General features: G+C 47.6%; 26 protein-coding genes. 20 read left to right on the top strand and 6 right to left on the bottom strand.

Going from position 1 to position 26,772, the window contains the following annotated elements; genetic code table 11:
- Positions 1 to 25: 25 nt before the first annotated feature.
- Together GCU44_RS10445 and GCU44_RS10440 are read right to left on the bottom strand one after the other, a co-directional pair.
- Positions 26 to 934, bottom strand: coding sequence for an SAM-dependent methyltransferase (locus GCU44_RS10445; RefSeq protein WP_154856347.1), 909 nt, complete (start codon positions 932 to 934; stop codon positions 26 to 28).
- Positions 935 to 1,640: 706 nt separating this feature from the next.
- Positions 1,641 to 2,981: an aldehyde dehydrogenase family protein gene (locus GCU44_RS10440; protein ID WP_154856346.1), complete on the bottom strand. Its 1,341-nt coding sequence runs from the start codon at positions 2,979 to 2,981 to the stop codon at positions 1,641 to 1,643.
- A 437-nt stretch (positions 2,982 to 3,418) separates the two neighbouring features.
- On the opposite strand from GCU44_RS10440, the gene GCU44_RS10435 reads away from it, so the two are divergent.
- Positions 3,419 to 4,099, top strand: a complete 681-nt coding sequence (locus GCU44_RS10435; protein WP_154856345.1) for an aspartate/glutamate racemase family protein — start codon at positions 3,419 to 3,421, stop codon at positions 4,097 to 4,099.
- A gap of 219 nt (positions 4,100 to 4,318) precedes the next feature.
- Here GCU44_RS10435 and GCU44_RS10430 read toward each other — a convergent pair whose 3' ends face one another.
- The 3 genes from GCU44_RS10430 to GCU44_RS10420 form a co-directional block, all read right to left on the bottom strand.
- A complete protein-coding gene (locus GCU44_RS10430) occupies positions 4,319 to 4,750 on the bottom strand; it encodes a nuclear transport factor 2 family protein (protein WP_154856344.1) in 432 nt (143 codons plus the stop codon).
- 305 nt (positions 4,751 to 5,055) lie between these two features.
- On the bottom strand, positions 5,056 to 6,030 hold the full coding sequence (locus tag GCU44_RS10425) for a dienelactone hydrolase family protein (RefSeq protein ID WP_154856343.1): 975 nt from the start codon (positions 6,028 to 6,030) through the stop codon (positions 5,056 to 5,058).
- A 310-nt stretch (positions 6,031 to 6,340) separates the two neighbouring features.
- Positions 6,341 to 7,486: a sialidase family protein gene (locus tag GCU44_RS10420; RefSeq protein WP_154856342.1), complete on the bottom strand. Its 1,146-nt coding sequence runs from the start codon at positions 7,484 to 7,486 to the stop codon at positions 6,341 to 6,343.
- Positions 7,487 to 7,974: 488 nt separating this feature from the next.
- Here GCU44_RS10420 and GCU44_RS10415 point away from each other — a divergent pair, with 488 nt between their 5' ends.
- The 12 genes from GCU44_RS10415 to GCU44_RS10360 all read left to right on the top strand — a co-directional run bounded on the left by GCU44_RS10415 (position 7,975) and on the right by GCU44_RS10360 (position 20,049).
- Positions 7,975 to 8,310, top strand: coding sequence for an ArsR/SmtB family transcription factor (locus GCU44_RS10415; protein ID WP_092169695.1), 336 nt, complete (start codon positions 7,975 to 7,977; stop codon positions 8,308 to 8,310).
- Between the two features lie 37 nt (positions 8,311 to 8,347).
- A complete protein-coding gene (locus tag GCU44_RS10410) occupies positions 8,348 to 9,232 on the top strand; it encodes an arsenite methyltransferase (protein ID WP_154856341.1) in 885 nt (294 codons plus the stop codon).
- Between the two features lie 106 nt (positions 9,233 to 9,338).
- Complete coding sequence (locus tag GCU44_RS10405) at positions 9,339 to 10,025, top strand: arsenate reductase/protein-tyrosine-phosphatase family protein (RefSeq protein ID WP_154856340.1); 687 nt, start codon at positions 9,339 to 9,341, stop codon at positions 10,023 to 10,025.
- 208 nt (positions 10,026 to 10,233) lie between these two features.
- Complete coding sequence (arsB, locus tag GCU44_RS10400) at positions 10,234 to 11,253, top strand: ACR3 family arsenite efflux transporter (RefSeq protein ID WP_154856339.1); 1,020 nt, start codon at positions 10,234 to 10,236, stop codon at positions 11,251 to 11,253.
- A gap of 97 nt (positions 11,254 to 11,350) precedes the next feature.
- On the top strand, positions 11,351 to 11,815 hold the full coding sequence (locus GCU44_RS10395) for a DinB family protein (RefSeq protein WP_154856338.1): 465 nt from the start codon (positions 11,351 to 11,353) through the stop codon (positions 11,813 to 11,815).
- 294 nt (positions 11,816 to 12,109) lie between these two features.
- Positions 12,110 to 13,354, top strand: a complete 1,245-nt coding sequence (locus tag GCU44_RS10390) for a glutamyl-tRNA reductase (protein WP_154856337.1) — start codon at positions 12,110 to 12,112, stop codon at positions 13,352 to 13,354.
- 323 nt (positions 13,355 to 13,677) lie between these two features.
- Positions 13,678 to 14,538, top strand: coding sequence for an ATP phosphoribosyltransferase (hisG, locus tag GCU44_RS10385; protein WP_154856336.1), 861 nt, complete (start codon positions 13,678 to 13,680; stop codon positions 14,536 to 14,538).
- A 92-nt stretch (positions 14,539 to 14,630) separates the two neighbouring features.
- Entirely contained in the window at positions 14,631 to 15,923 is a 1,293-nt protein-coding gene (hisD, locus tag GCU44_RS10380; RefSeq protein ID WP_154856335.1) for a histidinol dehydrogenase, read from the top strand.
- A 2-nt stretch (positions 15,924 to 15,925) separates the two neighbouring features.
- Positions 15,926 to 17,005 (top strand): histidinol-phosphate transaminase, encoded by a 1,080-nt coding sequence (gene hisC / locus GCU44_RS10375; protein WP_154856334.1) that lies wholly within the window; start codon positions 15,926 to 15,928, stop codon positions 17,003 to 17,005.
- 9 nt (positions 17,006 to 17,014) lie between these two features.
- Positions 17,015 to 18,115 (top strand): bifunctional histidinol-phosphatase/imidazoleglycerol-phosphate dehydratase HisB, encoded by a 1,101-nt coding sequence (hisB, locus tag GCU44_RS10370; protein WP_154856333.1) that lies wholly within the window; start codon positions 17,015 to 17,017, stop codon positions 18,113 to 18,115.
- Between the two features lie 254 nt (positions 18,116 to 18,369).
- Positions 18,370 to 19,176, top strand: coding sequence for a tetratricopeptide repeat protein (locus tag GCU44_RS10365; protein WP_154856332.1), 807 nt, complete (start codon positions 18,370 to 18,372; stop codon positions 19,174 to 19,176).
- A 126-nt stretch (positions 19,177 to 19,302) separates the two neighbouring features.
- Positions 19,303 to 20,049 carry a polyprenol monophosphomannose synthase gene (locus tag GCU44_RS10360; protein WP_154856414.1) on the top strand — a complete coding sequence of 249 codons (747 nt, stop codon included), beginning with the start codon at positions 19,303 to 19,305 and terminating at the stop codon, positions 20,047 to 20,049.
- Here the strand turns inward: GCU44_RS10360 and GCU44_RS10355 are convergent.
- Positions 20,036 to 21,256, bottom strand: a complete 1,221-nt coding sequence (locus GCU44_RS10355; RefSeq protein WP_092169725.1) for an ABC transporter permease — start codon at positions 21,254 to 21,256, stop codon at positions 20,036 to 20,038. The genes GCU44_RS10360 and GCU44_RS10355 overlap by 14 nt on opposite strands.
- Before the next feature lie 38 nt (positions 21,257 to 21,294).
- Between GCU44_RS10355 and GCU44_RS10350 the strand changes: the two genes are divergently transcribed.
- The 7 genes from GCU44_RS10350 to xseB all read left to right on the top strand — a co-directional run bounded on the left by GCU44_RS10350 (position 21,295) and on the right by xseB (position 26,674).
- On the top strand, positions 21,295 to 22,509 hold the full coding sequence (locus GCU44_RS10350; RefSeq protein WP_154856331.1) for an exo-beta-N-acetylmuramidase NamZ family protein: 1,215 nt from the start codon (positions 21,295 to 21,297) through the stop codon (positions 22,507 to 22,509).
- A 6-nt stretch (positions 22,510 to 22,515) separates the two neighbouring features.
- Positions 22,516 to 23,463 carry a methionyl-tRNA formyltransferase gene (gene fmt / locus GCU44_RS10345; RefSeq protein WP_154856330.1) on the top strand — a complete coding sequence of 316 codons (948 nt, stop codon included), beginning with the start codon at positions 22,516 to 22,518 and terminating at the stop codon, positions 23,461 to 23,463.
- A gap of 141 nt (positions 23,464 to 23,604) precedes the next feature.
- Positions 23,605 to 24,153, top strand: coding sequence for an RNA polymerase sigma factor (locus GCU44_RS10340; protein ID WP_154856329.1), 549 nt, complete (start codon positions 23,605 to 23,607; stop codon positions 24,151 to 24,153).
- 33 nt (positions 24,154 to 24,186) lie between these two features.
- Positions 24,187 to 24,561: a hypothetical protein gene (locus tag GCU44_RS10335; protein ID WP_154856328.1), complete on the top strand. Its 375-nt coding sequence runs from the start codon at positions 24,187 to 24,189 to the stop codon at positions 24,559 to 24,561.
- Between the two features lies 1 nt (position 24,562).
- Entirely contained in the window at positions 24,563 to 25,024 is a 462-nt protein-coding gene (locus GCU44_RS10330; protein WP_154856327.1) for a Spy/CpxP family protein refolding chaperone, read from the top strand.
- A 127-nt stretch (positions 25,025 to 25,151) separates the two neighbouring features.
- Positions 25,152 to 26,462, top strand: a complete 1,311-nt coding sequence (gene xseA / locus GCU44_RS10325; protein ID WP_154856326.1) for an exodeoxyribonuclease VII large subunit — start codon at positions 25,152 to 25,154, stop codon at positions 26,460 to 26,462.
- On the top strand, positions 26,459 to 26,674 hold the full coding sequence (gene xseB, locus GCU44_RS10320) for an exodeoxyribonuclease VII small subunit (RefSeq protein ID WP_092169741.1): 216 nt from the start codon (positions 26,459 to 26,461) through the stop codon (positions 26,672 to 26,674). The genes xseA and xseB overlap by 4 nt, the downstream gene beginning before the upstream one ends.
- Positions 26,675 to 26,772: the final 98 nt, after the last annotated feature.

The raw sequence follows: 26,772 nt of genomic DNA, 5'->3' as shown, positions 1-26,772 counted from the left end.
CCCTCGGAGAAGGTTGAGGTTGAAACTAATCACTTACTTTTTCAAACACCAGGCGGTGGTGATCCCAAATTCCTCGCTCAAAAGCAACTTTGATAGGGGCTACTTTCAAGTTGCTCAGGCGTTTACGCATCGAAGGGTCAGTAAATAGTTGTGGAACAAGCTGTAGGTAGGCCCAGTACTTCTTCCAGCCAAAAGATTTCAGTTTTTGCCGCCAAACTTTGATGGTTTCAATGTAGTCCAGCCTGCCACTGTGTTCGGTAACGAGCGTAAAATACGGAGCGGCGTTTTTTATGATCTGCTCTTTTCCATACGGGATCCAGGAACCGGGAAATTCATTCATAATCAGCGCTAACAAATATTCATTAGAATCCTTAGGTGCATGGATATCGGCAGTGTCAATGTCTATCATGCCCTTATCAAATACCATGGATTGGATAAAACATCGTTTGCCCACCGGTATGAGGCTGCTGACAATTTTAAAAAAGTTTTGATAAACCTCATCTTGTTTACCCGCCCTGTACTCATCCACTGAACAAAAATGCTCGAATGCCCCCACCGATGCAATGGCATCAAATATTCCAAATGTATCGGGGGTCAGGTCGCGGTAATTACAAATATGTACATCAAGGCCATTGCGCCTACAAGCATTGTATTGCCCCTCCGAAAGTGTAATTCCAGTTCCTATTGCACCCAATTCTTTGATATAAGTTAAAAACGGACCCCAACCCGAACCGATATCCAGTACCCGATCACCCGCTTTTATTTCCAGGTTTTCAGCAATAAATGCATGCTTATTTTGCTGGGCCGCTTCCAGGGAGAGTGAAAAATCACCATCATACTTAGCCCCGGTAAAATCAGCCGTTTCGCCAACACTCCATCTCCATATTTTGTCCATTTTGGAATAGGTATAATCGATATCCTGCTTGCTGACCATGGTCAATGATGTTTTTTGTGATCACCCTCCCGCTTTTACTATCAGCCTCCGAGCGTTTTAATTTAGATTCCAGTTTTTTCCCAATCCCAATGATAGGCCGATTCCATAGCGTATTTTCGAAGGGCATCTATTTTACCGACACTGGTTTCATCTTGCCGGCTTACAAACTGATCGGTTCTTTTTTTTACTCGTTATCTCCGTTCCTATTGTACGCTTTCTTAAAGTTAGCGATTAATAACAATAAATGACTTATCCCGGGGGAATAATTCCAGCTACGGATTTTTCAGAAAAAAAACTGCATAATCGGCTACAGGATTTGTGCCACCAAAAGGTTAACTTATTGATAAATAAATTTGTATAGGTTCTGAATCCGAAAGTAACCGACACCGGTGATTCCCGTTGATATTTTTGTCTTCCAGGATCCAACGGCTAGGCGCACTGCCTTCCTGGTGTACATTTTATTTTTGAAGCGGCGAGCGCCGGAAAAAGATAAATGAGAAAGAAATGAGCCCGCATTGTTTTTAAGTAGGTTTGATAAGTACCGCTGTGTTGGTTTTCGGGCCTGAAAAAAAGCGCCCGTTTTGCTACCGATTTTTATTTAGGTCAATCGCGCTAGTTGCCTATCCGAAATACGGTCCGCATCGGTGGAACCTATCAAAAAAAAGAAGGAAAGTAGTGCTCGCTTACTTTCCTTCTTTTGCATCGCCTAGGGCATCTCCAAAACAGGCCGTTGATTTGAGAAATCCATAAACCCAAAATATCCATTGCCTCTTCCTATGCCGCTAGTACCTACTCCTCCAAAGGGAAGATGAGGCGACATATAATGTACCGATGTATGATTGATAACACTTCCTCCCGCGGTGGTGCTATTTATAACTTTATCGGCTGCACCTTTGTCTTTGCTATACACATAAAGCCCCAGCGGCCGTTCTCTTTGATTGACAAAGTCAATGGCATCATCCAGGGTTTTGTAGCTTAACACCGGAAGTAAAGGCCCAAATATTTCCTCTTTCATAATAGCAAGATCCGGATCGACATTATCAAGCAACGTAGGGGAAATATAGTTTTCCCCATCATTTGTCTTCCCTCCAATCACTAATGTAGCCCCATGTTCAAGCGCATCATCAAGCAGCTTTTTTACACGCTGATAATGATTGTTGTTGACCAATCGCCCATAGTTTAAACTTTCAATTCCGGGTCCACCAACGCCATACAGGTGTTCAATTGTGCCTTTTAAATGAGCAATAAACTCATCTTTGCAATTTTCCGATACCAAAATATAATCCGTGGTAATACAGGTTTGACCACAGTTGTAAAATTTAGTCCACACAATTTTACCAGCCGCATCGGCGAAATCCGCTGAATCATCGATGATGGAAGGGCATTTGCCCCCAAGTTCCATCGTTACCGAAGCCATATGATTGGCAGCGGCTTTCATCACGATTTTACCAACCCGTGTGCCGCCTGTATAAAAAATATGGTTGAATGGTAATTCCAATAACTCCGATGCTACATCTGCGCCTCCCTCCATCACGAATACTTCCTCTTTCGGAAACACCGATTCAATAATCTCTTTGATTAATTTGGACGAATGAGGCGTCAGTTCAGAAGGTTTGATGATGACTGTATTTCCCGCTGCCAAACAGGCAACGAGCGGTCTGAGGGTTAGCAGTATCGGGTAATTCCAGGGAGTTAAGAACAAACAAACTCCTTTGGGCTCTACAATAATTTTTGATACGGATGCAGCGCCACCCAAACCTTCGGGTGTGGGAACCACCTGAGGTTTCATCCATTTTTCCAAAAAGCCGACAACAAAGTCAATTTCCACAATAACCGAATCTGTCTCGGACGCCTCTTCCTTTGGTTTCTTGTAATCCTTGTAAAGCGCCTCATAGACATTGTCCATGTTGGCAATAACGGCTTCTTTGAAGGTAAGCAACCTGGCAATCCGCTCCTGAGCGGTGGATTTCTTCAATTGCAGTGCTTTGCGCTGCTGACTTTGAAATACGGCAGCAAGGTCAACTTTCGAAAGTGTTTGTGTCTCCATTGTAGTAAGTTTAAGGTTAATTGGATAAGTAGTATGCGAATGTATGGCTGCATGGAAAGGGTATATATTCCATTTTTTTTCAATTTTAGCTTAGGTCGGAAATCACAAGGAATTTTTCTTTACGTTCTGCAGCGTCTGAACAAACCTAGGGAATAGGCAGCAAATGGGTTGTGCCATATGTTCCAAAAACCAGTAAATTTGTTCCATAGGAAAAAAAAGGCCGTATAACTATCCCTGAAACCAAATAAAACACTGATATCCTGCGCTGAAACACGCGTTGATACTGCATTACGTTCCGTGAAAATTCATTGGGTTGCCTGCTACCTCCATGCCGTTAGCGGCTCATCGAGGTACCCGATTTGCCAGGAAATGATCCGAGAAGCAAGGAAAAGACCTCTCTTTTTCTTACTTTGAACAAACATTTCAGCGAGGTATCTATGAAAAAAATCGGATTAATTGGCGGTACTTCCTGGCACGCGACCATCGTCTACTACCGCCTGATCAACGAAATGGTGAGCGAACAGATCGGCACGCAGGCAAATCCGGAATTGCTTATCTACAGCCTGAATATCGAACTGATGCGGGCGCAGGACAAAGAAAAAATCAATGCCAGGTACCTGGAAATTGCCCTAACCCTGCAAACAGCCGGTGCCGAAGCCCTGGTCATCTGTGCCAACACGCCCCATATGGTCTACGAATTCGTGCAACCACACCTAGCCATACCCCTACTTCACATCGCAGACGCCGTGGGAAAAGAGGCGAAGAAAAAAGGGCTAAAAACCCTCGGCCTTTTGGGCAACCGGCCGACCATGACCGGCGCCTTCGTTTCCAGTCGTTTGGCAACGAAATTTGGTATCCAAACAATTATCCCCGACGAACGTTATCTCGCACAAAATCATTGGTATGTGTCCAACGAACTCACGCAGGGTGTGTTTAGCGAAGCGGCAAAATCGTTCTTTCTGGAACAAATGCACCTGCTTCAAAAAAAAGGGGCCGAAGGCATTATTCTCGGATGTACCGAATTGCCTATCCTGATGGACAAAACGGCGTTCGCATTACCGCTACTTGCGACCACCACGCTACATGCCCGGATGGCTGCTGATTATATCCTGGAATGATTGGTGGTTACAAGCATTGAAAAATTAGCCAGCACTCTAGCCAAAACGATTCCGAAGCCTGGAGGAAAGCTGCTGAAGGCATACCAACTGAAACCAGACCAGAGGACCCAGGAAGCATTCAGAAGCGATGCCTACGCGAGTTCCTTCACGTAAATCTCCAGGAACAAGTTTCTAAGCCTGTTGCCAGGTAAGCCATGTAAATCGGAAGGAGTCGAAGTCCTACTTCCCCACTCGAACTCCGGCGTAGGTTTGCCGAATGATTTTTCCGTTTCGGATGATAAAGGTATCCGTAGCAAAGCTCAGGCTAAACGTCGGAGTATCGGCCTCCCACAAAATATAGCCCACATCCTGCACCGACAGGCTTTGGTTGAGGGCCAGCTTGGCTTCCTGGGTGGGAAAGGCCCGAAAGGCGTTGACAAAGTTTTCCCGGATTTCATCCAACCCACGATAGGTACCATTGGGGGTGATTAGAATGGATTCTTCTGTGTAGTCCTCCATGACCCCATCCAGGTCATTTGCCAGGAAGGTTTGCCAATGATGGTCCAGTACGGCCTGGGTCTGGGATTGGTCAATTTCCTCAGAGGAGGAATGGGAAACACATCCGTTTGCCAGCAGTGCTAGCAGGAAAATAAAAGCAGGTAATTTTTTCATGATCGGTGATTTTATTCGTAAATATAAAAAACCTGCGTGTCAATGCCGCTATTCCCAGAAGCAAAAACATACCGATGATCCGGCGGCAGATAAAAAGCTAGGTGGCGAAGGTCTGACCAGACCTTCGGGGATTGGAAAAACCCAAAGGTCAATTTTCACAACCCTTGAGGTCTTTGAGACGTGGGGGCATTTTTTTCGTGCACGTCCGTTTTTCATAAGTTCTGGCTTTTCTCAGTGCTGCGGTACTTCGCACACTCGGTGTCTTTCCGAAAAACGAATATAATTAGGTGTTTTTGGATTTATGGTTACAACCATTCCCGTAAAAACTGCAAAATATCGGCCCGCATTTCCGGGGTTTCTTCGTGGGCAACCGGATATATCTTCAATTTCCAAGCATCCGGTGCCCCCTCACGCGCATAAACAGCCTTTAAATTTTTGTCAATGATTTCCAATCCTTCCAGGGGTGTCAATGGATCAAACTCTCCTGCCAGACCCAAATGTGGCCTGGGAGCAATAAGGGCATTGATGGAGGATGTCGTGAAGTGGTTCAACAGGTCCGGAACATAGTAGTAAATCCCGTGAAGGCGAAGGTCGCCTTGCTCCACCAAGGTATGAAAATCGGTCAGGCAATTCAGGTCGATGGTCACCTTGATCCGCTCATCCAACGCCGCCAACCACCAGGACATGGTACTGCCCATGGACATCCCCATCGTGGCAATGCGGTTGGAATCAATATCCTCCCGGGAAACCAGGTAATCCAGGGCCCGCAGGTTGTCATACACCATCATCCCGAAAAGTACCTCTCCCTTCCACAACATTTCTTTGAAGATATCCAATTCTGCCCTCCCGGACCTTTCCCCAAAGCCCCAGGAATCGATGCAAAGACCTGCATATCCTTCTTTTGCAAGGGCAATGGCAAAGGGAGGTGACTGCATTTCTTTTCTGCCCAGGACAAATTCATTCTTTCCTACTTCGTATTGCCCAAAATGGGAATGGTTGAACAGGACTACCGGCAGTTTACCGCTGGCATTTTTGGGTTTGGAAAAATAAGCAGGAACTGACTCTTTCCCGTTGATGTCCAGCCGCAATTTTTGGATGATCACCCCGTCCCTTTCCTCGGTCGAAAGCAGTTCCACGCCAATAGGTCTTTCCCGGTCAGGAAGCCTACCGAGCAGCGCATACAGTTTCTCCCGTTGTTCGGCTTTGTTCCAGGTCTCCGTCATAAAATCTTCCATGGCTATCGATTTGGTTTGGGCGAGCGCCCGACAAAACGGACTCATACTACAAATGACTCCGATAATTCCGATAAAAATCCCAGTTACTAATGGACGACTTACAAGCATATTGTATCGGTTTTACTTTTTTTAATTGCCAATTCGTTTCACGGTAGCCCGCAAAGGTCCTGCGCGTCAGTTCGCCAAATGCTCCTTTTCTTAGTAACAACCATTAAATGCAATTAGATAGTATCTAATACTGATTACCAGCTATTTATAATCCCCAATTAGAAAAAAAGGTTGCAGACCTCGTATGCATGTTGGACGGGGGATGCAGCGATCGAACCCGTATCACTACCGCCACTGGGCGATTTGCTCACCGCTTTGGTAAAAAGGCACGCCAGTCTTTGCCATCGGTCAGCCAAGCAAGGTTAAAGACCGCTATCTTACCTACGGTGCTGGGATGGCCGGATCCCTCATACAGCAGAAACACCAGCCCTTCGCTAGGCGTACCGGCCCTACCGGCGGTCAGAGAAGAATAGGCAAAGCCACCCGGTTCTACCAATTTTTTTACCGGCCAGGTCTCTCCTCCGTCAAAGCTGGCCCATACCGTACCGTGTGTCCTCCCCTCCGGAGATTCAATATTGCTAAACAGGAGAATATCATGCCCTGCTATCGGAAGCCGTACCAAACCGGCCATCAGACCATAATCCCTACTTTGATCCCCATCCGGCAAGACCTCACTTACCGAAAGCTCCTCCCAGGTATGCCCTCCATCACGACTTCGGGCAATGTACCGCATCCGCGGGTTCAGGCCATCGGTCGATAAATGCCTGCGGGAGTTGTAGTAAAGCGTCCCATCCGAAAGTTCTGCGATGGCTGCTTCACCGGTACCCTTTGCGGGAAAGGGCGCACTGGTTTGCCAGGTCCTGCCCCCGTCATCGCTATAGATGGCGTTCGTATAGTGGGTTTCCCAATATTCGCGATCGTTGCCGCCTCCGTAATACCGGGTAGGACGGATCAATCTCCCTTTTTTATCTCCAAAGCGAAGCGTTATACCGTGTTCGTTCATGTGCATGGAAGGAATATTTCCCAGGCTATCAGGCAGGATGGTCGTTTTTTCCGCATTCCAGGTTCTACCCTGGTCGCTACTCCGGTACAGCGTAACCGGCGCGATGGGATGACTGTCTTCGACAAAAGCCAGGATATCCCCACTTTCCTCGTCCACCGTGACGCCTCCTCCCTGAAATCCGGGCTTCGCCAGGGTGGTAATTGAAGACCAGGTTTTACCCCCATCTTCGCTTCGTCGTACCTGATAGCTTTGGTTTCCCCAGGTAGCGACAATGGATCCGTCCTTGGCCGTCACCACATTGGGAAACCGTTCCGTTGGAAAGAGTTCTTTCACTTCCATGATCGGGTTCCCTTCGTTCCAAAACGCATTTTCTCCGCGCTGCGCAGAGGAGCAGCCAAGGGAGAAACCGAGAATGAGGCCCAATACCTTTTTCCTGTTAATTGAGTTCATGCCTTGCTTTGTAAAATGGACGCGTTGGGACAATACCCGGTCGAATTTTTCCTACGCTAGCGGTGCGAGCGATAGACCTCGCTGCACTTTCCGATTGTTCCCTGCGGTACTCAGTGACTAGCCACTTTTACATGCAGCGGGTACCCCCGCATGCATTGCCCGCCTGAACGGATACTTGCAGGTGAGCTGCAGGTATTCGGCTCAATCTAACGCAACGTGGTTCAAACCATCCGCGCATCGACTACCCAATAATAGGAATATATTCCGAAAGTTCCATTTTTTACGATGAGCCGGGTTGAAAATCCCAAAAAATCCACGGCGGGTTTCAGCTGTATCGGCTCGTATACCGAAGAAAATACGGAAAAACAACCGCTGTAAATCGGTCCCTGATGCCGGAAAGGTAAATGAGTAGAAATAAAAAAAAACTAACGGAATCGCTTGCGCCACTCATCTGCATATCGTAATATTGCAATAAATAATTATCACACATGGGCGTTACAAAAACCAATCTATTTTCCGAAACCCAAAATGAACTGGCTCTCGCGGCAAAGGCATTTGACCACCCCGCACGGGTAGCGATCATTCACTACTTGCTGAAATCAAACGCCTGCATAAACGGCGACCTGGTACAGGAACTGGGACTAGCGCAGCCGACCATCAGTCAACACCTGCGGGAATTAAAGGCAATTGGCATTATTCAGGGGACCATTGAAGGCTCCCGTATCAGCTATTGCATCAATCCCGTCCGCTGGGCGGAAATTAGAAACCAATTCAATCAACTCTTTGACCAGTACCCGGCTCCCCTTTCCGGGGACTGCTGTTAAAATAGTCACATAATGAACAATTTAAAAATACAAAGGCATGAGCAACGATCAGGAATTAAAAAACATAGTAAAAGCGCGATACGCGCAAATCGCAACACAGGAAAAAACCACCAACGCCGCCTCGTGCTGCGGAGCCACGACCCCTTCGAATAAGGTTTACAACATCATGATGGAAGATTATTCCGAAACGAAAGGTTACGTGGAAGCAGCCGACCTCGGTCTGGGATGCGGCCTGCCTACCCAATTTGCCAAAATCAAAAAAGGCGATACCGTCATCGATTTGGGTTCCGGCGCAGGAAACGATTGTTTTGTGGCCCGACACGAAACCGGACCGGAAGGAAAAGTGATCGGAATCGACTTTACCCCCGCCATGGTCCAAAAAGCACGACGCAATGCAGAAAAAATGGGCTATAACAACGTGGAATTTCGGGAAGGCGATATCGACAACATGCCCGTAAATGAGGAAGTAGCCGATGTAGTAGTCAGCAATTGCGTGCTCAACCTGGTTCCCAATAAGGAAAAGGTAATCCGGGAAATTTTCCGGGTATTGAAACCGGGCGGTCACTTTAGTATCTCCGATATCGTATTGATGGGCGTACTTCCCGAAGCCCTGAACGAAGATGCCGAAATGTATGCCGGATGCGTGGCTGGGGCGATTCAAAAAGACAGCTACCTCCAGCACATAAAGCAAGCTGGATTTCAAAACATCCGCCTCCAAAAGGAAAAGTCCATTTCCATTCCCGAAGACATTTTGGGAAAATACCTCCGGCCAGAGGAGCTAATGGCGTTTAACCAGGGAGGAACCGGCATTTACAGCATTACCGTCTATGCAGAAAAGCCAGGAGCTACCGACGAAAGCAAGGAAACACGTTTTTCAACCCAGCAAGCTGCCTCCTGCCAGGAAGGAACGGGCTGTTGCTAATGTTTTACACCGAACACAAACAGTAATGAGCCAATCCACCATACCTTCATTATTTCTTATCGCCTTCTTTCTTGGCTGTACGCCTTCAACAAAGAAGAACCAGGCCATGAACGTATCCGAAATCAACGCAATTCAAGTCACCATGTCTACTGAAAACACAACCGAAACATCAGCCCTGTACCCCGAATTGGCCCAGTACGTACAATCCCTCCTTCCCGATATGGCGGCTATTCCTGAAGATCGAAAGGAACTGCTGCAGGAGGTTGCCTTGTTTGTGCGGGAAAAAAAGCAAGCCAACGAACCGGCAAACCTTACCTTTATCTGCACCCACAATAGCCGACGAAGTCACCTAAGCCAGATTTGGGCGGCGACAGCCGCCGCGTATTACGGGCTGGAGGAAGGAATTCATACGTATTCCGGCGGTACCGAGACCACGGCATTTAATCCCAGGGCAGTAGCTGCCATTGAACGTGCTGGTTTCCGGGTAAACCACACAACAGGAGACAATCCGCATTACATGGTGAGCTTTTCAGATCAAGGACAGGTAATCGAATGTTTTTCTAAAAAATACGACGATCCATTTAACGCTTCTGAAAATTTTGCTGCCATCATGACCTGTTCGGATGCGGATAAAAATTGTCCCTTCATCCCGGGTGCATCCCTCCGCTTACCCATCCCCTACGTGGATCCAAAGGAGGCAGATGGAACGTCCAAAGAAGCCGAGGTTTACGACGAACGCACGCGTCAAATCGCTACCGAAATGTTTTATATAATGTCCCGGGTCAATTCCTGATACCCGCCGGATTGTAGCGAGCATTGGTTTTCTGCACGATGTTGTACGGTGCAAAGAAGGTCGATCCCGGCATCCCCGCCCCGTTCACGTCGGTAAACGTTGCCGGAGGGGCGGGCTATTCCTAACGGTAATGCCGTGAAACAACGCGCAGGCATCAGAACAAGGCATTGAAAAACAGGTAACAAACACACACCAAACGCAAAAATGGATGAAAGAAATCGGCTTTTTTGAAAAATACCTAACGATTTGGGTGATACTTTGCATTGCAGCAGGTATCGGCATCGGTGCTATTTTTGGAGAAAACATGAGCTACCTTTCCTCCCTGGAAATCGCACATGTAAACATTCCGGTAGCGGCACTTATCTGGTTAATGATTTATCCCATGATGGTGCAAGTGGATTTCAGCTCGTTGAAAAAAGTTGGAAAGAATGCCAGGGGGCTGGGGCTGACAGTAGTCGTCAATTGGCTGGTAAAACCATTTACCATGGCCTTTTTTGCCTGGATATTTTTTGACCAGGTGTACAGCGCCTGGCTAACACCCGAACAAGCAGACCAATACATTGCCGGGGCCATTTTATTGGGAGCCGCCCCCTGCACGGCCATGGTATTTGTCTGGTCCTACCTGAGCAATGGCGATCCCACTTACACCCTGGTACAGGTATCCGTCAATGACCTTATTCTATTGGTAGCTTTTGTTCCCCTCGTACAATTATTGTTGGGCATTACCGATTTCCAAATCCCCTACGACGTGCTGGTCACCTCAGTAATCGTATTCGTCCTTATTCCACTGGTGGCGGGCTACCTAACCAACCGGCTGCTGATCCAGAAAAAGGGAGCGGACTGGCTGAAAACAAAATTTTTACCAAAACTAAAACCGCTTTCTATTTTTGCCTTATTGACTACGCTGGTTTTGCTCTTTGCTTTTCAAGGCGAGCAGATAATTGCCCAACCCCAGCACATTCTTTTGATCGCCATTCCATTAGCCCTGCAAACCTACCTCATCTTTTTTCTGAGTTGGGTGGCGGGCAGGTACCTGAAACTACCCTACCGGGTATGCGCTCCGGCCTCCATGATCGGTGCCAGTAATTTCTTCGAGTTGGCCGTGGCGGTCGCCATCGCCTTGTTTGGGTTGAGTTCGGGTGCGGCACTGGCGACGGTAGTAGGCGTGCTGATTGAAGTACCGATCATGCTTTCGCTGGTCCAACTTGCCAAACGGTGGGCGTATTGAAAAAAAAACTGCGGCTACTTTTTGGCTTTCTTCCGGTTCTTGGTCAGGTATTGGTCCATCCGGAACCGAAACGTATATCATTAAATCAACGTTTTTTATGCAAACAAATACTGAATTAGTACTTGCACTTTGGGAAGAAGCAAGAACGCGTTTTTCGAATCAGCTAGACGATCTGAAACCCGAAGACCTCCGAAAGAAATTGGGCACCTCGCCAAATTCTGTGGGCTTTCTCATACGCCATATTGCAGATGTGGAGTTGCTCTTTGCAAAAAATGTTTTTGGGGATTCTTCCGTATCGGTGACGGCTAAAACCGTTATTGCAAAAAAAGACACGGGAGAATGGACCGACCTTGATACAATAAAAAGCTACGCTTCGTCTGCGTTTGAAACGCTGCGCTCAATTTTGCGGCAACAAACCGATGCCGATTGGGAAACCGGTATTCGTACCCAGGAGTTTGGCGCAAAAACCAAGGCAGAAGCATTGGGTAGAATTACCTCTCATACCGCCTACCACGCCGGACAACTTGCAATTGCTGTAAAATACGGACGTATACCGGAATAAAACGACTCCAACCACTAGTTTTATACGCCATTCTTGGGTATATTTCGACGCAGTTTGACCGGCAACAAGGTACGATTTACCGGCGATTTTTGAAACTTTGTCATCGAATGCGCCGATTTTTACCCCCGGTTTTAGCCCATTGACCGATTGATGCATCTCGTTCACCGAATAATTTCCTCGGGCTGGAATCGATATGTTACTTTTATATCATAAAATTTTTCAACCGGGAAATCCGGAGCAGGAAGCGCCTTCGTAGGTTCTTCCAGTCGAAACAGCAAATTAAAACAGCATACAATGGGACAGTTCAGGTTATTGAGTTTCAGCGCAGGATTTCAAAAAAATCAGGAAAACAGCTTCCTGTTGACCCAGGCCGAGTCAAGGGAATTATTGGAAGAAGTTAGGCAGTGCTGCGACCTGTCCGAAGCATTGGTCGTGTCTACCCCCGAGAGAACCGAAATCCTTTACTACAGTGCCGGGCCACAGGAGGACGAGATATACGCGGCCCTTCGAAAAATAAAAACCGGCCTATACCTTCCGGAAAAAAATGTTTTTCAGCAAAACTGCAACGAGGAAAGCGCGCTTACCCATCTTTCTGAGTTGTGCTTTGGCGTTCAGGCCACCACGTATGGCGCCTTACCGCTATATCCTCAGTTTTTAGAGGCATTTGACCTCTCCGGGCAAGCAGGATTAAAAGGCACGCTTCTAAGCGAATGGGAAGGCTTTTTGCAGCGCACCGACGCCTACTTAAGCAAAGAGGTGAGTTACCAGGCACCGTCGTTTTCGGTTTCTTTCACGGTAGCGGACATGGTCGCCGAATTGGTGAAAAAAATCAAACAGCCCAAAATCGCAATTCTCGGTTTCAACGCCATGGGCAAAAAGGTTTACCAAAACCTACGAAGCCGGGGATTTGAACGAATCGTGATTGTAGAAAAAAGCATTCAGCCATTTGGTAACCTTCGGGGCTCGGAATTGAAGCAATTTATTTACGAGCCCTTTGAGCAACTGTCAAATGTAATCCGGGAAAATGATATTTTAATTTCCACGCTGGAGAATGGTGAAGACCTAATCGTTACCGACTATTTCAATACCAGTTTTTCCTCCGTGAAAATACTTATTGACCTGGCGGTAAAAAGCGAATTGATCCATTCGCTGCAATCGCATTCTCAAGTGGTCTTTTTTGAACTTGCGGACATCTATCAGGTGATCGAAGGCAAAATGGAAATAAACAAAAGCTGGTTGAAAAAAGTAAAGCCGCTGCTTGTACAGCAAAGCAAACACTTTTTCCACTGGCTGGATAAAAAAAAAGCGGAAGAAATTCTCGAGGAGGCAAAGGCTCTCCTGATGCCGGGCGAGGAGTTGGAGCCCCCCTTTCCTAAGGTGATAACCGTCCAAAAACCTCGGGTAAAAAAGGAAATCCTCTCGGATCAGGGGTATAAACAGGTGTTGGAAAAATCGATTGATAAAATCCGAAACCACACCCCTTACAAGGATCTTGTCAGTTACCAGCGTCTTGTTAATGAGTTTTTTCTGTACAATTAACTTTTTATAGATGCGGGAATAATACGAATAATTTTTTGGTTAGGTTGGTTTATTGATAGAGAGGCTCCGGTTGGAGCCTCTTTTTTGCGTTAGTAATCCCGTTTTTATTTTGCTTGTTGGCGATCGCTCATTAAATTTGCATCGTTATGAAAATCTCCGGGAGCAATTGCCATACCTATTCATTTTTCCACGCAGCAACTGCTTGTTGGCATCATGCAGGGCATCATTCCGCTTAAATCCCGGATGCGATCTTTTTAGAAGGATCGTGCCAGTCGATCGATTCGCCTCTCTAAAAAATTTATTCACCAGTGTATCAGTAATCCATGGAAAATAGTATTCGAATAGCTGTTCAGAAAAGCGGGCGGTTAAGTGAGGAATCGCTTAAACTAATCAAAGAGTGTGGAATAAAATTTTACAACGGCACGGGAAAACTGAAATCCACCGCCACCAACTTTCCTATTGAGTTTCTTTTTTTGAGAGACGATGACATTCCTGGCTACGTAGCAGACGGCGTTGCCGATTTGGGTATTGTGGGAGAAAACGAGCTGGTAGAAAAAGACAAGGACGTGACCGTTTTGAAAAAGCTAGGCTTTTCCAAATGCCGGCTATCCCTGGCCATTCCCAAGAGTGAAACCTACCCCGGGATCCAGTATTTTGAGGGAAAAAACATTGCCACCTCCTACCCGAAAATACTGGGGGACTACCTCAAGACCCAGCAGGTACAGGCAGAAATTCACGAGATAAGTGGATCGGTGGAAATCGCCCCGAGCATCGGCCTGGCCGAAGGCATTTGCGACATCGTAAGTTCCGGCTCTACCCTGATGATGAATGGACTAAAGGAAGTAGAGGAAATTTTCCAATCCGAGGCTGTATTGATCAGCAACCGGGGCCTGTCCGGGGAAAAGCAACAAATCGTACAAAAACTACTGTTTCGCATGGACGCGGTACAGAAAGGAAAGAAAAACAAGTACGTGCTGCTGAATGCTCCGAACCACTCCCTGGATACGATTGTTTCACTGATTCCCGGAATGCGCAGTCCGACCATTCTACCCCTGGCGGAAGCGGGATGGTCTTCCGTACACTCGGTTATTAGCGAGGATCAATTTTGGGAAAACATTGAAGAATTACGGGCGGCGGGCGCTCAGGGAATCCTGGTAGTGCCCATTGAAAAAATGGTCATTTGATCTGGAAAAAAATTCGGCCTTATTTGTGAATAGTTTCATCGAATCAGTCAACCTGCTTCACATTAGTTTTAGGGAAATTTAACGCATGCATCATGAAAATCCTGATCAATCCCGATACGAAAACCTGGAATAAAGAGCTGGCCCGGCCCGTTCATAAAATGAAGGAAATCGAAAAGATCGTTAAACCAATCATGAAGAAGGTCAAACGTCAGGGGGACAAAGCCCTTAAGAAGTTTGCCCTGGAATACGATCATGTGGAAATTGACTCCTTGTTGGTAGAAGATGCCGAAAGAAATGCTGCCGGCGCAAAACTGCGTACCGAACTGAAAGATGCCATCCAAACGGCCCGGTATAACATCGAAAAATTTCACAAGCTGCAGGAAATGCCCGCAATAAGTTCGGAAATCATGCAGGGAGTCACCTGCATGAGACGAAGTGTCGCCATACAAAAAGTGGGCTTGTATATCCCCGGCGGCACCGCCCCCCTGTTTTCCACCGTATTGATGTTGGGCATTCCGGCAAAGTTGGCCGGATGTCAGGAAATTGTTTTGTGCACCCCCCCCGACCCCCAGGGAGCGGTTCACCCCGCCATCCTCTATACGGCTTCCCTAATTGGAATAACGAAAATAGTCAAGGCTGGCGGAGCCCAGGCCATTGCTGCCATGTGCTATGGAACTGCCTCGGTACCCCAGGTGGACAAAATTTTCGGTCCGGGCAACCAATACGTCACCGCTGCAAAGCAGCTGGCTACCCGACAGGGAGTAGCCATCGACATGCCGGCGGGACCCTCAGAGGTACTGGTCTATGCCGATGATACTGCTATCCCGGATTTTGTCGCTGCCGACCTGCTCTCGCAGGCCGAACACGGGGTTGATAGTCAGGTGGTCCTGGTATGTCCAAGTGAAAAGTTTGCAAAAAAAGTACTGGCGGCTGTGGAGGAGCAACTCAAAGAACTTCCTCGACAAAAAATTGCCAAAAAGGCATTGGAAAACAGCGTCGCAATCGTCATGGAAAAGATGACAGATGCCCTTGACCTGATCAATGCCTACGCACCCGAACACCTCATTTTAGCGGTGAAAGAAGAGGAACGAGCCGTGCAGGGAATCGTGAATGCCGGATCGGTGTTTATCGGAAATTACACCCCCGAAGCGGCGGGAGATTACGCATCGGGCACCAATCATACCCTGCCTACCAACGGGTACGCGCGAAGTTATTCCGGCGTCTCGCTGGATAGTTTTGTGAAGAAAATCACGTACCAGAAAATCACCGCCGAAGGAATTCGGTCCCTGGGTCCCGCCATCGAAGTAATGGCGCAACACGAAAACCTGGAAGCCCATAAGCGTGCCGTTACCGTCCGTTTAGATTACCTCGCCAACCGCAAGTAACAATGAGTTTTGATCTGCAACAGCTTTTGCGTCCCCACATCGCCGCACTGAAACCCTACTCCTCTGCCCGCGACGAATACAGTGGAAACGAGGGTATTTTCCTGGATGCCAACGAAAACCCTCTGGGATCCATCACCGGCCAGGCATATAACCGGTACCCAGACCCCTATCAATCCCAGCTCAAACAAAAACTCGCCGACATAAAAAACGTATCCAGCGAACGCATTTTTCTTGGAAATGGCAGCGATGAAGCCATTGATCTCTTGTTCCGCGCCTTCTGCAGACCGGGTATTGACAACGTAATCATCATGCCTCCCACCTATGGCATGTATGAAGTAAGTGCCGGTATCAACGATGTGCCTGTCAGGAAAGTACCGCTGACACCGGATTTTCAACTGAACCCGGAGGAGGTTTTAGCAGCCGTAACGGCAGCTACCAAAATCATCTTTATCTGCTCACCCAATAATCCCAGCGGAAATAAACTGTTGCGGGAGTCCATTCTGACCGTACTGCGGGGATTTCAAGGCCTGGTGGTCGTAGACGAGGCCTACATCGATTTTAGTGACGAGCCCAGCTTTATTCACGCTTTGGATGAATTTCCCAACCTGTTGGTCATGCAAACCCTATCCAAAGCCTGGGGATTGGCAGCACTTCGATTGGGGATGGCATTCGCCTCCAGGGAAATTATCGCCATTCTCAACAAAATCAAGCCGCCCTATAACATCAGCGGACTAACTCAAGCCACCGTCATCAAGGCACTCGGCAATACCGACAAATTGGAGCAGATGATCGAAGAGATTCGGGTGCAGAAGGAACAACTTCGGCTGCAGCTGGAGAAAACGGCGGGTGTAGAAAAAGTCTATCCCTCACATGCCAATTTCTTTTTGGTAAAAGTTCCCCATGCAAAATCGGTATACCAGCAGTTGATTACTAAGAAAATCATCGTTCGTGATCGCTCTGGCGTATACCACTGCGGTGATTGCCTGCGAATTACCGTGGGAAACAAGGCAGAAAACGAGCAATTTATCCGTGCTCTGCAGGAAATACTCGCCACACCCATTGCATCCGGTTTAGAAAACTAACGATTAGGCATGAAGAAAAAGGTTCTATTTATTGACCGGGATGGCACCATCATCAAGGAGCCTCCGACGGATTTTCAGGTAGATAGCCTGGAAAAGCTCGAGTTTATTCCCCGGGCGATTACTAATTTGAGTAAGCTTGCCGAAGAGGGAGCCTTCGAGTTGGTACTCGTAAGTAATCAAGACGGCCTGGGTACTTCCTCTTTTCCAGAGGAGACTTTTTGGCCGGCACAGTACAAAATGCTCAAAACCCTGGAACAGGAGGGGGTTGTTTTTTCCGCGATTCACATTGACAAAACATTTCCGCATGAAAACGCTCCCACCCGCAAACCCGGAACGGGCATGCTCCTCTCCTACCTGAATGGCGACTACGATTTAGCGAATTCGTACGTGATTGGAGACCGACAAACGGACGTTCAACTAGCCAAAAACCTGGGCTGCAAATCCATCTACTTTAACGAGGAGCCATACGCTGAAGCCGACCTATGCCTGGCGTCCTGGGACGAGTTGTACGCTTTTCTGAAAGTGCCTGCAAGAAAAGCCAGCGTGACCCGGACTACCGCAGAAACGCAAATAGCCATCGAGCTAAACCTGGATGGTACGGGAAAGAGCTGCATTCATACCGGTCTGCCGTTTTTTGATCACATGTTGGACCAATTGGCCAAACACGGAAGTACCGACCTGGATATACAGGTAGTGGGTGACCTGCACATCGACGAGCACCATACCATCGAGGACACGGCACTTGCACTCGGAGAAGCGTATCTTCGGGCGATGGGCGACAAAAAGGGAATCTACCGCTACGGGTTTTTACTACCTATGGACGATTGCCTGGCTCAGGTAGCGGTGGATTTTGGCGGCAGACCCTGGCTGCTTTGGGAGGCAACCTTCAGGCGCGAAAAAATCGGTGATATGCCGACGGAAATGTTTTACCATTTCTTCAAGTCCTTCAGCGATACCGCCAAATGCAACCTGAATATCAAAGCCGAAGGCGAAAACGAACACCACAAGATCGAAGCCATTTTTAAAGGGTTCGCCAGAGCTATCAAAATGGCCGTGCGCCAAGACCTTCAAGCCCTGGATCAGCTTCCCAGTACCAAGGGATCGTTGTAAAAAAAGGGCTATCCTCACTGTTTCTGGATAGCCCTTTACAAAAAATAGCCGTTTTTTATCGTATTGCTTCTTTTCCGTAAACGTGTGTTGGGAAGCCACATTCGGCCGCGAAGCCAGGCAGCTAAGCGCAGCATTATCCCGAGCGTCTCTCGGTTGGTAGATACGAAGTGGCTGCTTATCTGGATCAAATTCCATTGATTTTTTGTTGGAAAAGGAATAATTGGTATATTTAAAACTAATTAATTAATGACAACATGTCCCGTTCCGCCGCATTTCCGACCATATTAGGTATCTTACTAGTGATTTCGAGTTGCATCGGAAACTACCGGGATGCAGAGAATTTGTACCTGAATGGCCAATACGAACGGGCCATTGACGAGTTTAACAAGGTGCTTTTTATCAGCGGGACTGACCTCAAAGCCCTGCATCTTCGGGCCAGGTCTTACGAAGAATTGGGCAACTACCCGGAGGCATTGGCCGATTACCGGAAAATTTTGGCGCTAAGTCCCACACACGCCCAGGCCTATGCCGGAATTGGGAAAATTGCCTGGGAGCAAAATGATCTGAAAACAGCTGAAAAAAACCTCTTATTGGCTGCCATGCACGATCCCAAAGACTACGATATACTGCTGCTGCTTTCTCGCTCAATGATCAAAAACGGCCGTTACAAAAGTGCCGTGGAGTTTTTGGAAGAAACGATTCGTCTGAAGCCGGAGGAACCCATGCCGCATTTTTATATGGGCATTGCCATGGCCTATTCGGGTGATGGACTAGGTACCATCGTTTCATTTAATAAATACCTGGAAATCGAGCCCGATAACCTTACCGCCCATTATAATCGGGGTTTTGCCCTGATGAAACTAGGGTACAGGGAATGGGCCGTGGAGGATTTTGACCGGGTATTGGAAGAAAACCCCAGGCACTACGAAGCGCTTGCGCGAAGGGCTCTCTGCCTGATTGAAAAAAATCCCAGACAAGCCTGCTTCGATTTGGAAACAGCTGCTCTGAATGGAAATCCCTTGGCCAAAGCAAACCTCCAACGTTGCGCGGCTACGCGATAGTTCGGTGGATATTTTCCGGAAAACTTTTCCATTTGCATTTTTTAACTTCCGATTTGGATCAGTAATTTCTTTAACCCAAAGAAAATACCGTTTTTAATTCTACTTTTGTTGTCTGAATTCTGAATGATGAATAATTCCAAGCTAGTCATTATCCCAACCTACAATGAAATGGAGAATATCCAGGACATTATCCGCGAAGTTTTGTCTTTGCCGGATAATTTTGATGTGTTGGTCATCGATGACGGGTCTCCGGATGGAACAGCGGACCTGGTACGGGACATGCAAAAAATGTATTCCGGAAAGGTCTTTTTGAAAGAAAGAACCGGGAAACTGGGCTTGGGAACGGCTTACCTGGAAGGGTTTGCTTATGCCCTGGAGAAGGGCTATGCATTTATTTTTGAAATGGACGCGGACTTTTCCCACAACCCGCAGGATCTGAGCCGTCTGTATGCAGCAGCCAGCGAAAAAGGCCACGACCTGGTGATTGGCTCTCGGTACGTTTCCGGGGTCAATGTGGTCAATTGGCCAATGGGCCGCGTTTTGATGTCGTTTTTCGCCAGCAAATACGTGCAGTTTATCACCGGTATTCCCGTACGGGATACCACGGCCGGTTTTGTTTGTTACCGCAGGAGGGTTTTGGAAGCCATTGATTTAACCAACGTCCGGTTTATTGGGTACGCGTTTCAGATAGAGATGAAATTTACCGCATGGAAACTGGGGTTTTCCATCCACGAGGTCCCGATCATTTTTACCGACCGGACCAAAGGAGAATCCAAGATGTCGAAGCACATCTTTCGGGAAGCGATTTTTGGAGTAATCTACATGAAGCTCAAAAGCATGGTGAAAAAATACCGCCCAGTCAATCAAACTTGATCGATTTAATCGGATTGATGTTACTGATGATCATCGCGGGTAAAAACAGCACCGTGGTGGTGACCAACAAGACCAACAGATTGAGGCCCAGAATGGTGGACCAATCCCAAAAAACGGGTACGTAACTCATGTAATAATTTTCTGGATTTAGGCTTACCCAATGCGTTTTGTCCTGGATGAATCCGAAACCCAGACCGATTAGGTTTCCCAATAGCAAGCCCCTGCCGATAATCCGAATACCATTCCAAATGAAAATATTCCGGATTTGGGCATTTTTCGCACCCAAGGCCTTCAGCAGCCCGACCATGGGCGTTCGTTCCATAATCAGAATAAATAGAATGGATACCATGTTGAAGGCTGCAACAAAAAGAATCAAGGATAAGAACACGTACACGTTGTTGTTTAGCAACTCGAGCCAGTCAAATAGTTGCATAAACTTGTCGGTAGCTTTCACCAGGCGCAAATCGTAATCGATGTAGTCGTAGAGGGCGGCTTCGTAGGTGTCGATTAGTGCTGGATCCTTCAAAAAAACTTCAAAGCCTCCGACCTGGTCTTCGTCCCAATCGTTAAGCACGCGTATCAGTTGAATGTCGCCGATGACAATTTTATCGTCAAAATCCTCAAGAAAGGTCTCGTAGATCCCCACTACCTTCAACCGCCTAAAACGGGGTGGATCCTGCACAAAATACATCGTAACCTGATCACCCACGGAAAGGAGCATTTTCCGGGCAATTTTTGCACTGAGAATGATTTCATTCGAAGGGTTGCCAGTCGGCGAAAATTGCAGGAACCTACCATCTATCAACGAGGCCTTGAAGGACAAGCTGTCAAATTCGGGGCCCACTCCTTTCATCATGACGCCTTCAACTTCGTCCGTTCCTTTAATAAGGCCCGCCTTATTGGCATAGGACTGAACGTGCCGGATGTAATCCAGGGAGGCGAAATTGGTATAAAAACTACTGGAAGTACTGGTCGGAGAATCGTCAAGCGCCTGACTCATGACAAACCGATTGACCTGGTAATGACCTGTAAACGAAAAAACCTTGTCGGCAATGACCGTCTGAAAGCCTTCCAAAATCAAAAAGGACACGATCATGATGGAAAGCCCCAACGCTATGCTGGCTACGGCAATCCGGTGAATGGTACCGGTGAAACCTCCCGTCTTTTTAAAACTGATTCTTTTTGCAATGAAGTAGGAAAGGTTCAATGAAGTCGTTTATTTTGTTAACTGAAATGCAAATTAACATGAAGCACGTAAAATTAATACTTCTCCCGGTATTTTTGTTTGGTAGCCTGACATTTTGCACAAGCAAAACCGATTCGAATGACGACAGGAAAGAGCCCCTGCCCTCCCAAAACGATACCGAAATCATGCCTGGCGCCGATCGCCCATCGGTCTACCTACCCAAGCTGAGAAACAAGCGCGTGGCCTTGGCGGTCAACCAAACGAGTGTGTTAACCCAGCGCGAATCCAAACACCTGGTTGATTTTCTCCTGGAGGAGGGCATATCCGTACAAAAGGTATTTGTGCCGGAACACGGTTTCCGGGGAAATGCCGACGCCGGAGAGAAGGTAGAAAACCAGGTGGATCCGAAAACAGGGCTTCCGCTGGTATCGCTCTATGGAGATTCAAAAAAACCGTCGCAGGAAGCCCTGGCGGATGTAGATGTGGTGATTTTCGACATACAGGACGTGGGCGTTCGTTTCTATACGTTTATCAGCACCCTTCATTACCTCATGGAAGCCTGCGCGGAACAGGGCAAGCCCTTGATGATCATGGATCGCCCAAATCCCAATGGAGATTACGTCGACGGACCCGTGCTTCAGCCCGGTTTTGAAAGTTTTGTGGGCATGCACCCCATACCGGTAGTCCATGGGCTTACCGTAGGCGAGTTGGCCCAAATGATCAACGGAGAGGGGTGGCTAAAAGGCGGAATCAACGCAGAAATCGATATTATCACCATCAAAAACTGGCAGCATTCGGACGCCTATTCACTTCCTGTAAAACCCTCCCCAAACCTTCCCAACGACCTTTCCATCCGGCTTTACCCTTCCCTTTGCTTTTTTGAAGGCACAGACATCAGCCTGGGTAGAGGCACCTTGTTTCCCTTTCAGGTATATGGGTATCCCGATCCGAAATTTGGGGAATTCACCTTTACTCCGGTAAGCATCGAGGGCATGTCCAAAAACCCTCCGCAGCAAGATAAGGTTTGTTATGGAAAAGACCTCCGATCGGAGCCCTTGAGCCATCGGTTTACGCTGGACTACCTGCTGGAGGCCTATCGAATAGCCGATACGGGTACCGGATTCTTCAATGCTTTTTTTGACAAGCTCGCTGGAAGCGACCAATTGAGAAAAGCCATTTTAGACGGAGCTTCGGCGACAGAAATCAGGGAATCCTGGGAAGAAGATTTGGACAACTACCGACGAATCCGGGCTAACTACCTGATTTATGATTAATTGATTATGAAAAAAAAATTGCGAATCCTTTTTATGGGCACCCCTGATTTTGCCGTTGCCTCCCTGAAACTGCTGGTACAGGAAGGATGGAACGTTGTGGCAGTAGTCACCGCCCAGGACAAACCACAAGGCAGGGGAAGAAAGCCCAAACCCTCACCGGTAAAAGCATTTGCAACGGAGCATCAATTACCGGTATTGCAACCTCCCAACCTGAAAAGCCAGGAATTTTTGGAGACCTTACGTGGATTCAGGGCAGACCTGCAGGTAATAGTGGCATTCCGAATGCTTCCGGAGGTCGTTTGGTCCATGCCGAAAATGGGGACCTTTAACCTACACGCGTCCCTTTTACCGGATTACCGGGGAGCTGCCCCGATAAATTGGGTATTGATAAACGGTGAAACAAAAACAGGGCTGACCACCTTTTTTCTCCAACAGGAAATCGATACGGGAAACATCCTGTTTCAGGAGGAAGAACCGATAGTACCCGAAGACAACGCGGGCACGCTTCACGACCGACTCATGCACAAAGGAGCCGCCCTGGTACGCAAGACGGTAGAAGCCATAGCCGAGGGCTCCGTTCACCCAAAAGCCCAGGATCCATCAAAAGCCGTGCACCAGGCACCAAAAATTCACAAGGAAACCTGCGAAGTCGACTGGAAAACCCCCGCTGTGCAGCTTCACAACCTGATTAGGGGACTATCGCCCTATCCCGCGGCCTGGTGTTGGTTCGGTTCCCGGATCTGTAAACTCTACCGAAGCCAACTCGTGGACCAAAGCAAACAGGGGCTGCAACCCGGTGAATTTACCACCGATTACCAAACTTACCTGCACGTTCAAACCGGCGAAGGCATGTTGGCGATAATGGAACTCCAGTTGGCAGGCAAAAAGCGTATGGAAATCTCGGATTTTTTGCGGGGAAATACAGCCACGCTAAAAGAAATCGGTCTTCCATGAGAAACCATACTTTGCACAAGGTAGCGACAGCCGGGACAAGCCCCACGTGCGCGCCCAGGTTGACCCCGTACCCAGGGAAGCAGCGATTCTTTTTGCACCAGCGATTAAACCTTTGCGGGTTTACCCGGTCTAAGTTCCCGAATGGTACCCCTAATTGACGCAAAACTTTTAGAGCTAATTAAAGACCCCGAAACCCGAGAAAAGGGCTTTCGCGTGTTCGTGGAGACCTACCAGAAACGGGTCTACGGGATGGTGAGAAAAATGGTAATCATACACGAGGATGCAGATGATATCGTGCAAAATACCTTTATCAAGGCTTACAAAAACATTGACTCCTTCCATGGGAAATCCACATTATTCACCTGGATATACCGGATCGCTGTCAACGAAAGCCTTAATTTTTTAGAAAAGAAAAAGCGGAGAAATTTCTTCTCCATGGAGGACCATCACGAGGTGATGTTGGGATACCTGGACCGCTCCTCCCTTATTGATGGGGACGAAGTACAGCGTAAATTGCAAAAGGCAATCATCCGCTTACCGGAAAAACAACGTTTGGTCTTTAATTTGAGGTACTTCGAAGATCTACCGTACGAGGAAATTAGCAAAATGACCCAAACCACTGTGGGCGGATTGAAAGCGGGCTATCACCATGCGGTAAAAAAAATTGAAGAAATTCTGAAGGAAGAGTAAACCTTTGTTAAAATTACCTGTCTAATCAATCGTATGAACAAATTTCCAAAAGAATCGATCTTTAAAACTCCGGAAAACTATTTTGATAGCCTGCCGGATAGAATCCTGAGGAAAAGAAAGCAGCGGATTCGGCAGTTGTACCTCACTGGAGTGGCAGCCGCAGTGGTCTTCGTGGTTGGTTTTGCCCTTGTGTTGGTTCCGCGTGTAGAAAGCGACGCTACCAATTTTCAAACGGCCATTAATGAAGAGGTGGATTATTACATTACTGCCGGTACCTGGGATGAGGTCGATGTATTGCTGCTGGCAGATAATCCAAACGAACTCCTGGATGCGATAACGGCAGCGGAGTGGCGATCTGAATTGGGAGCGGAAGACGAGGAGTTGTTGTTGAACGAAATTTTGTTTTGATATGAAAAATTGGATCGTAATCGGGCTTTTGTTCGCTTGCTCCCTTACTGGCTACGGGCAACGGGAAAAGCGGGTAGACCGGGAAAAATTGGAAGCGGCACGGGTGGCTTTCATTACCAATCGGCTATCGCTTAGCCCGGAACAGGCAGAAAAATTCTGGCCGCTGTATAACGAACACGAGGATAGCCGCAAAGAACTAATGCGAGAGCTGTACCGTATTTCCAAAAAAGCAAAGGAAGATGGGCTTACCCAGTCGGTAGCACAGGAATTGATGGAAGAGCGTTTCGACCTCCAACAAGCACTTTTACAGCAGGAAAAGGAATTCCTCGGCAAGGTCTCCGAAACATTGACGCCCGTACAAGCTTTGCGACTCAACGAGACCAATAGGGATTTTGCCCGCCACATTTACCGCATGCAGGGACGAGAGCGGGAAAAAGAACGCGAACGACAGCCGGAAAACTAACGAAAGTAAGCAAACTAAACCAATCTTATTCTGTTCTTTTCAAAACGAAAATGGAACGGCTACCACAAAACCGGCAAAGAGCCGGTTTTTTTGGTTTAGACACGGTAATTTTTTGTTTATTTGTGGTATGCAACAGGCCATCACTTTAGCAGCACTCAACGAACAGATCAAGCAAACCCTGGATGCCAACCTATTGCCCAGCTACTGGGTAATCGCGGAAATCGGCGAGCTCAGGGATTCCGTAAAAGGACATGCCTACCTGGACCTTGTTGAGAAAGCTTCTTCGGGGATCGTGGCAAAAATGCGGGGCAATATTTGGTCCTACACCTACCAGACGATCCGGAGAAAATTCGAATCGGTGACGGGTACGCCCTTGCAAAGCGGGATGAATATTCTGGCACTTGTTACGGTTCAATTTCATGAACTATACGGCATTAGTCTGGTGATCAAGGACATCGACGCTAATTTCACCCTGGGGGAGCGTGCAAGAAAGCGTCAGGAAATCATCGATCGACTGAAAGCAGAAGGACTTTTCGACCAAAACAAACAGTTTGTACTCCCAAAGGTAAGTCAAAAAATTGCCCTCATTAGTTCGGTGACAGCGGCCGGATACGGTGATTTTGTCAATCAATTGACGGAAAATCCCTATGGCTATCGGGTACATGTGCGGTTTTTCCAGGCCTCCATGCAGGGAAACAATGCGGTATCCGAAATAATTGGGGCCATTGACCGGGTCGAAGAACTTCAATTGACGGAGGGATTTGACATGGTGGTACTTATTCGGGGAGGCGGTGCCCAAACGGACCTGGATTGCTTCGATGCCTATGAGTTGGCAAAAACCATCGCCAATGCCGCTCTCCCGGTTGTCACGGGAATCGGTCACGAGCGGGACGAATCCATCGCCGACCTGGTGGCCCATACCCGGCTAAAAACCCCGACAGCTGTGGCTAGCTTTATTCTTTCCGGATTTCAAGAATACGAAGATTCCCTGCGGCGACAGATGGTCTACGTAGAACGGTACACCCAAAAAAAACTAAAACTGGCCTCGGAAAGACTGCTCGGAAACGTTCACCTGCTTAAAAACCTTTTTTACGGAAAAGTGAGTGGTGAAAAAAACAAGTTGGACAGCTCCGCACAAAAAACCCTGCGACTATCCCAGCATAAACTAGAAAAAAAACGCATCCAGGTAACCAACTTGCAGTTTTACCTAAAAAAGTCCAGCAGCATTCGTTTGCAACAGTCCCTTCTGAAGCTTGAACAATACGAGAAAACCATACGGCGTTCCGATCCGGTCTACCTTCTATCCAAAGGGTATACGCGCACGGAAAAAGACGGGGTTCCGCTGCACAAAACCAGAATTCAATCCGGAGACACGATCGTTACGTACAGTCCGAATAAGAAAATCACTTCCCAAATTAAAAAAATTGATCCCGCATGACAAAACCCACAAAAAGTCTTTCGTATGACGAGGCACTCAAGCGATTGGAAACCATTGTTTCTCAATTGGAAGAGCAGGACCAGGGCATGGACGAGCTTACCCAATTGGTCAGGGAAGCCAGTACACTGGTAAAAACCTGCAAGATGAAATTGAAAATGACCGAAGAGGAAATAAAGAATTCCTTTATCGAGGAAGATGGCTCACTGGACTAAATCCCCAGGAAAAATGAGCGAAACTTCCTCGAATTACAGCTGGGGTACATGGTATATGAACCAAAAATACTACATTTGAAAGAGGATATGTGGACTTT

This window comes from Cyclobacterium xiamenense (assembly GCF_009467825.1).
Classification (GTDB): domain Bacteria; phylum Bacteroidota; class Bacteroidia; order Cytophagales; family Cyclobacteriaceae; genus Cyclobacterium; species Cyclobacterium xiamenense.
The sequence above is the reverse complement of the archived record's forward strand: the minus strand, read 5'-3'. Positions and strand labels throughout refer to the sequence as shown.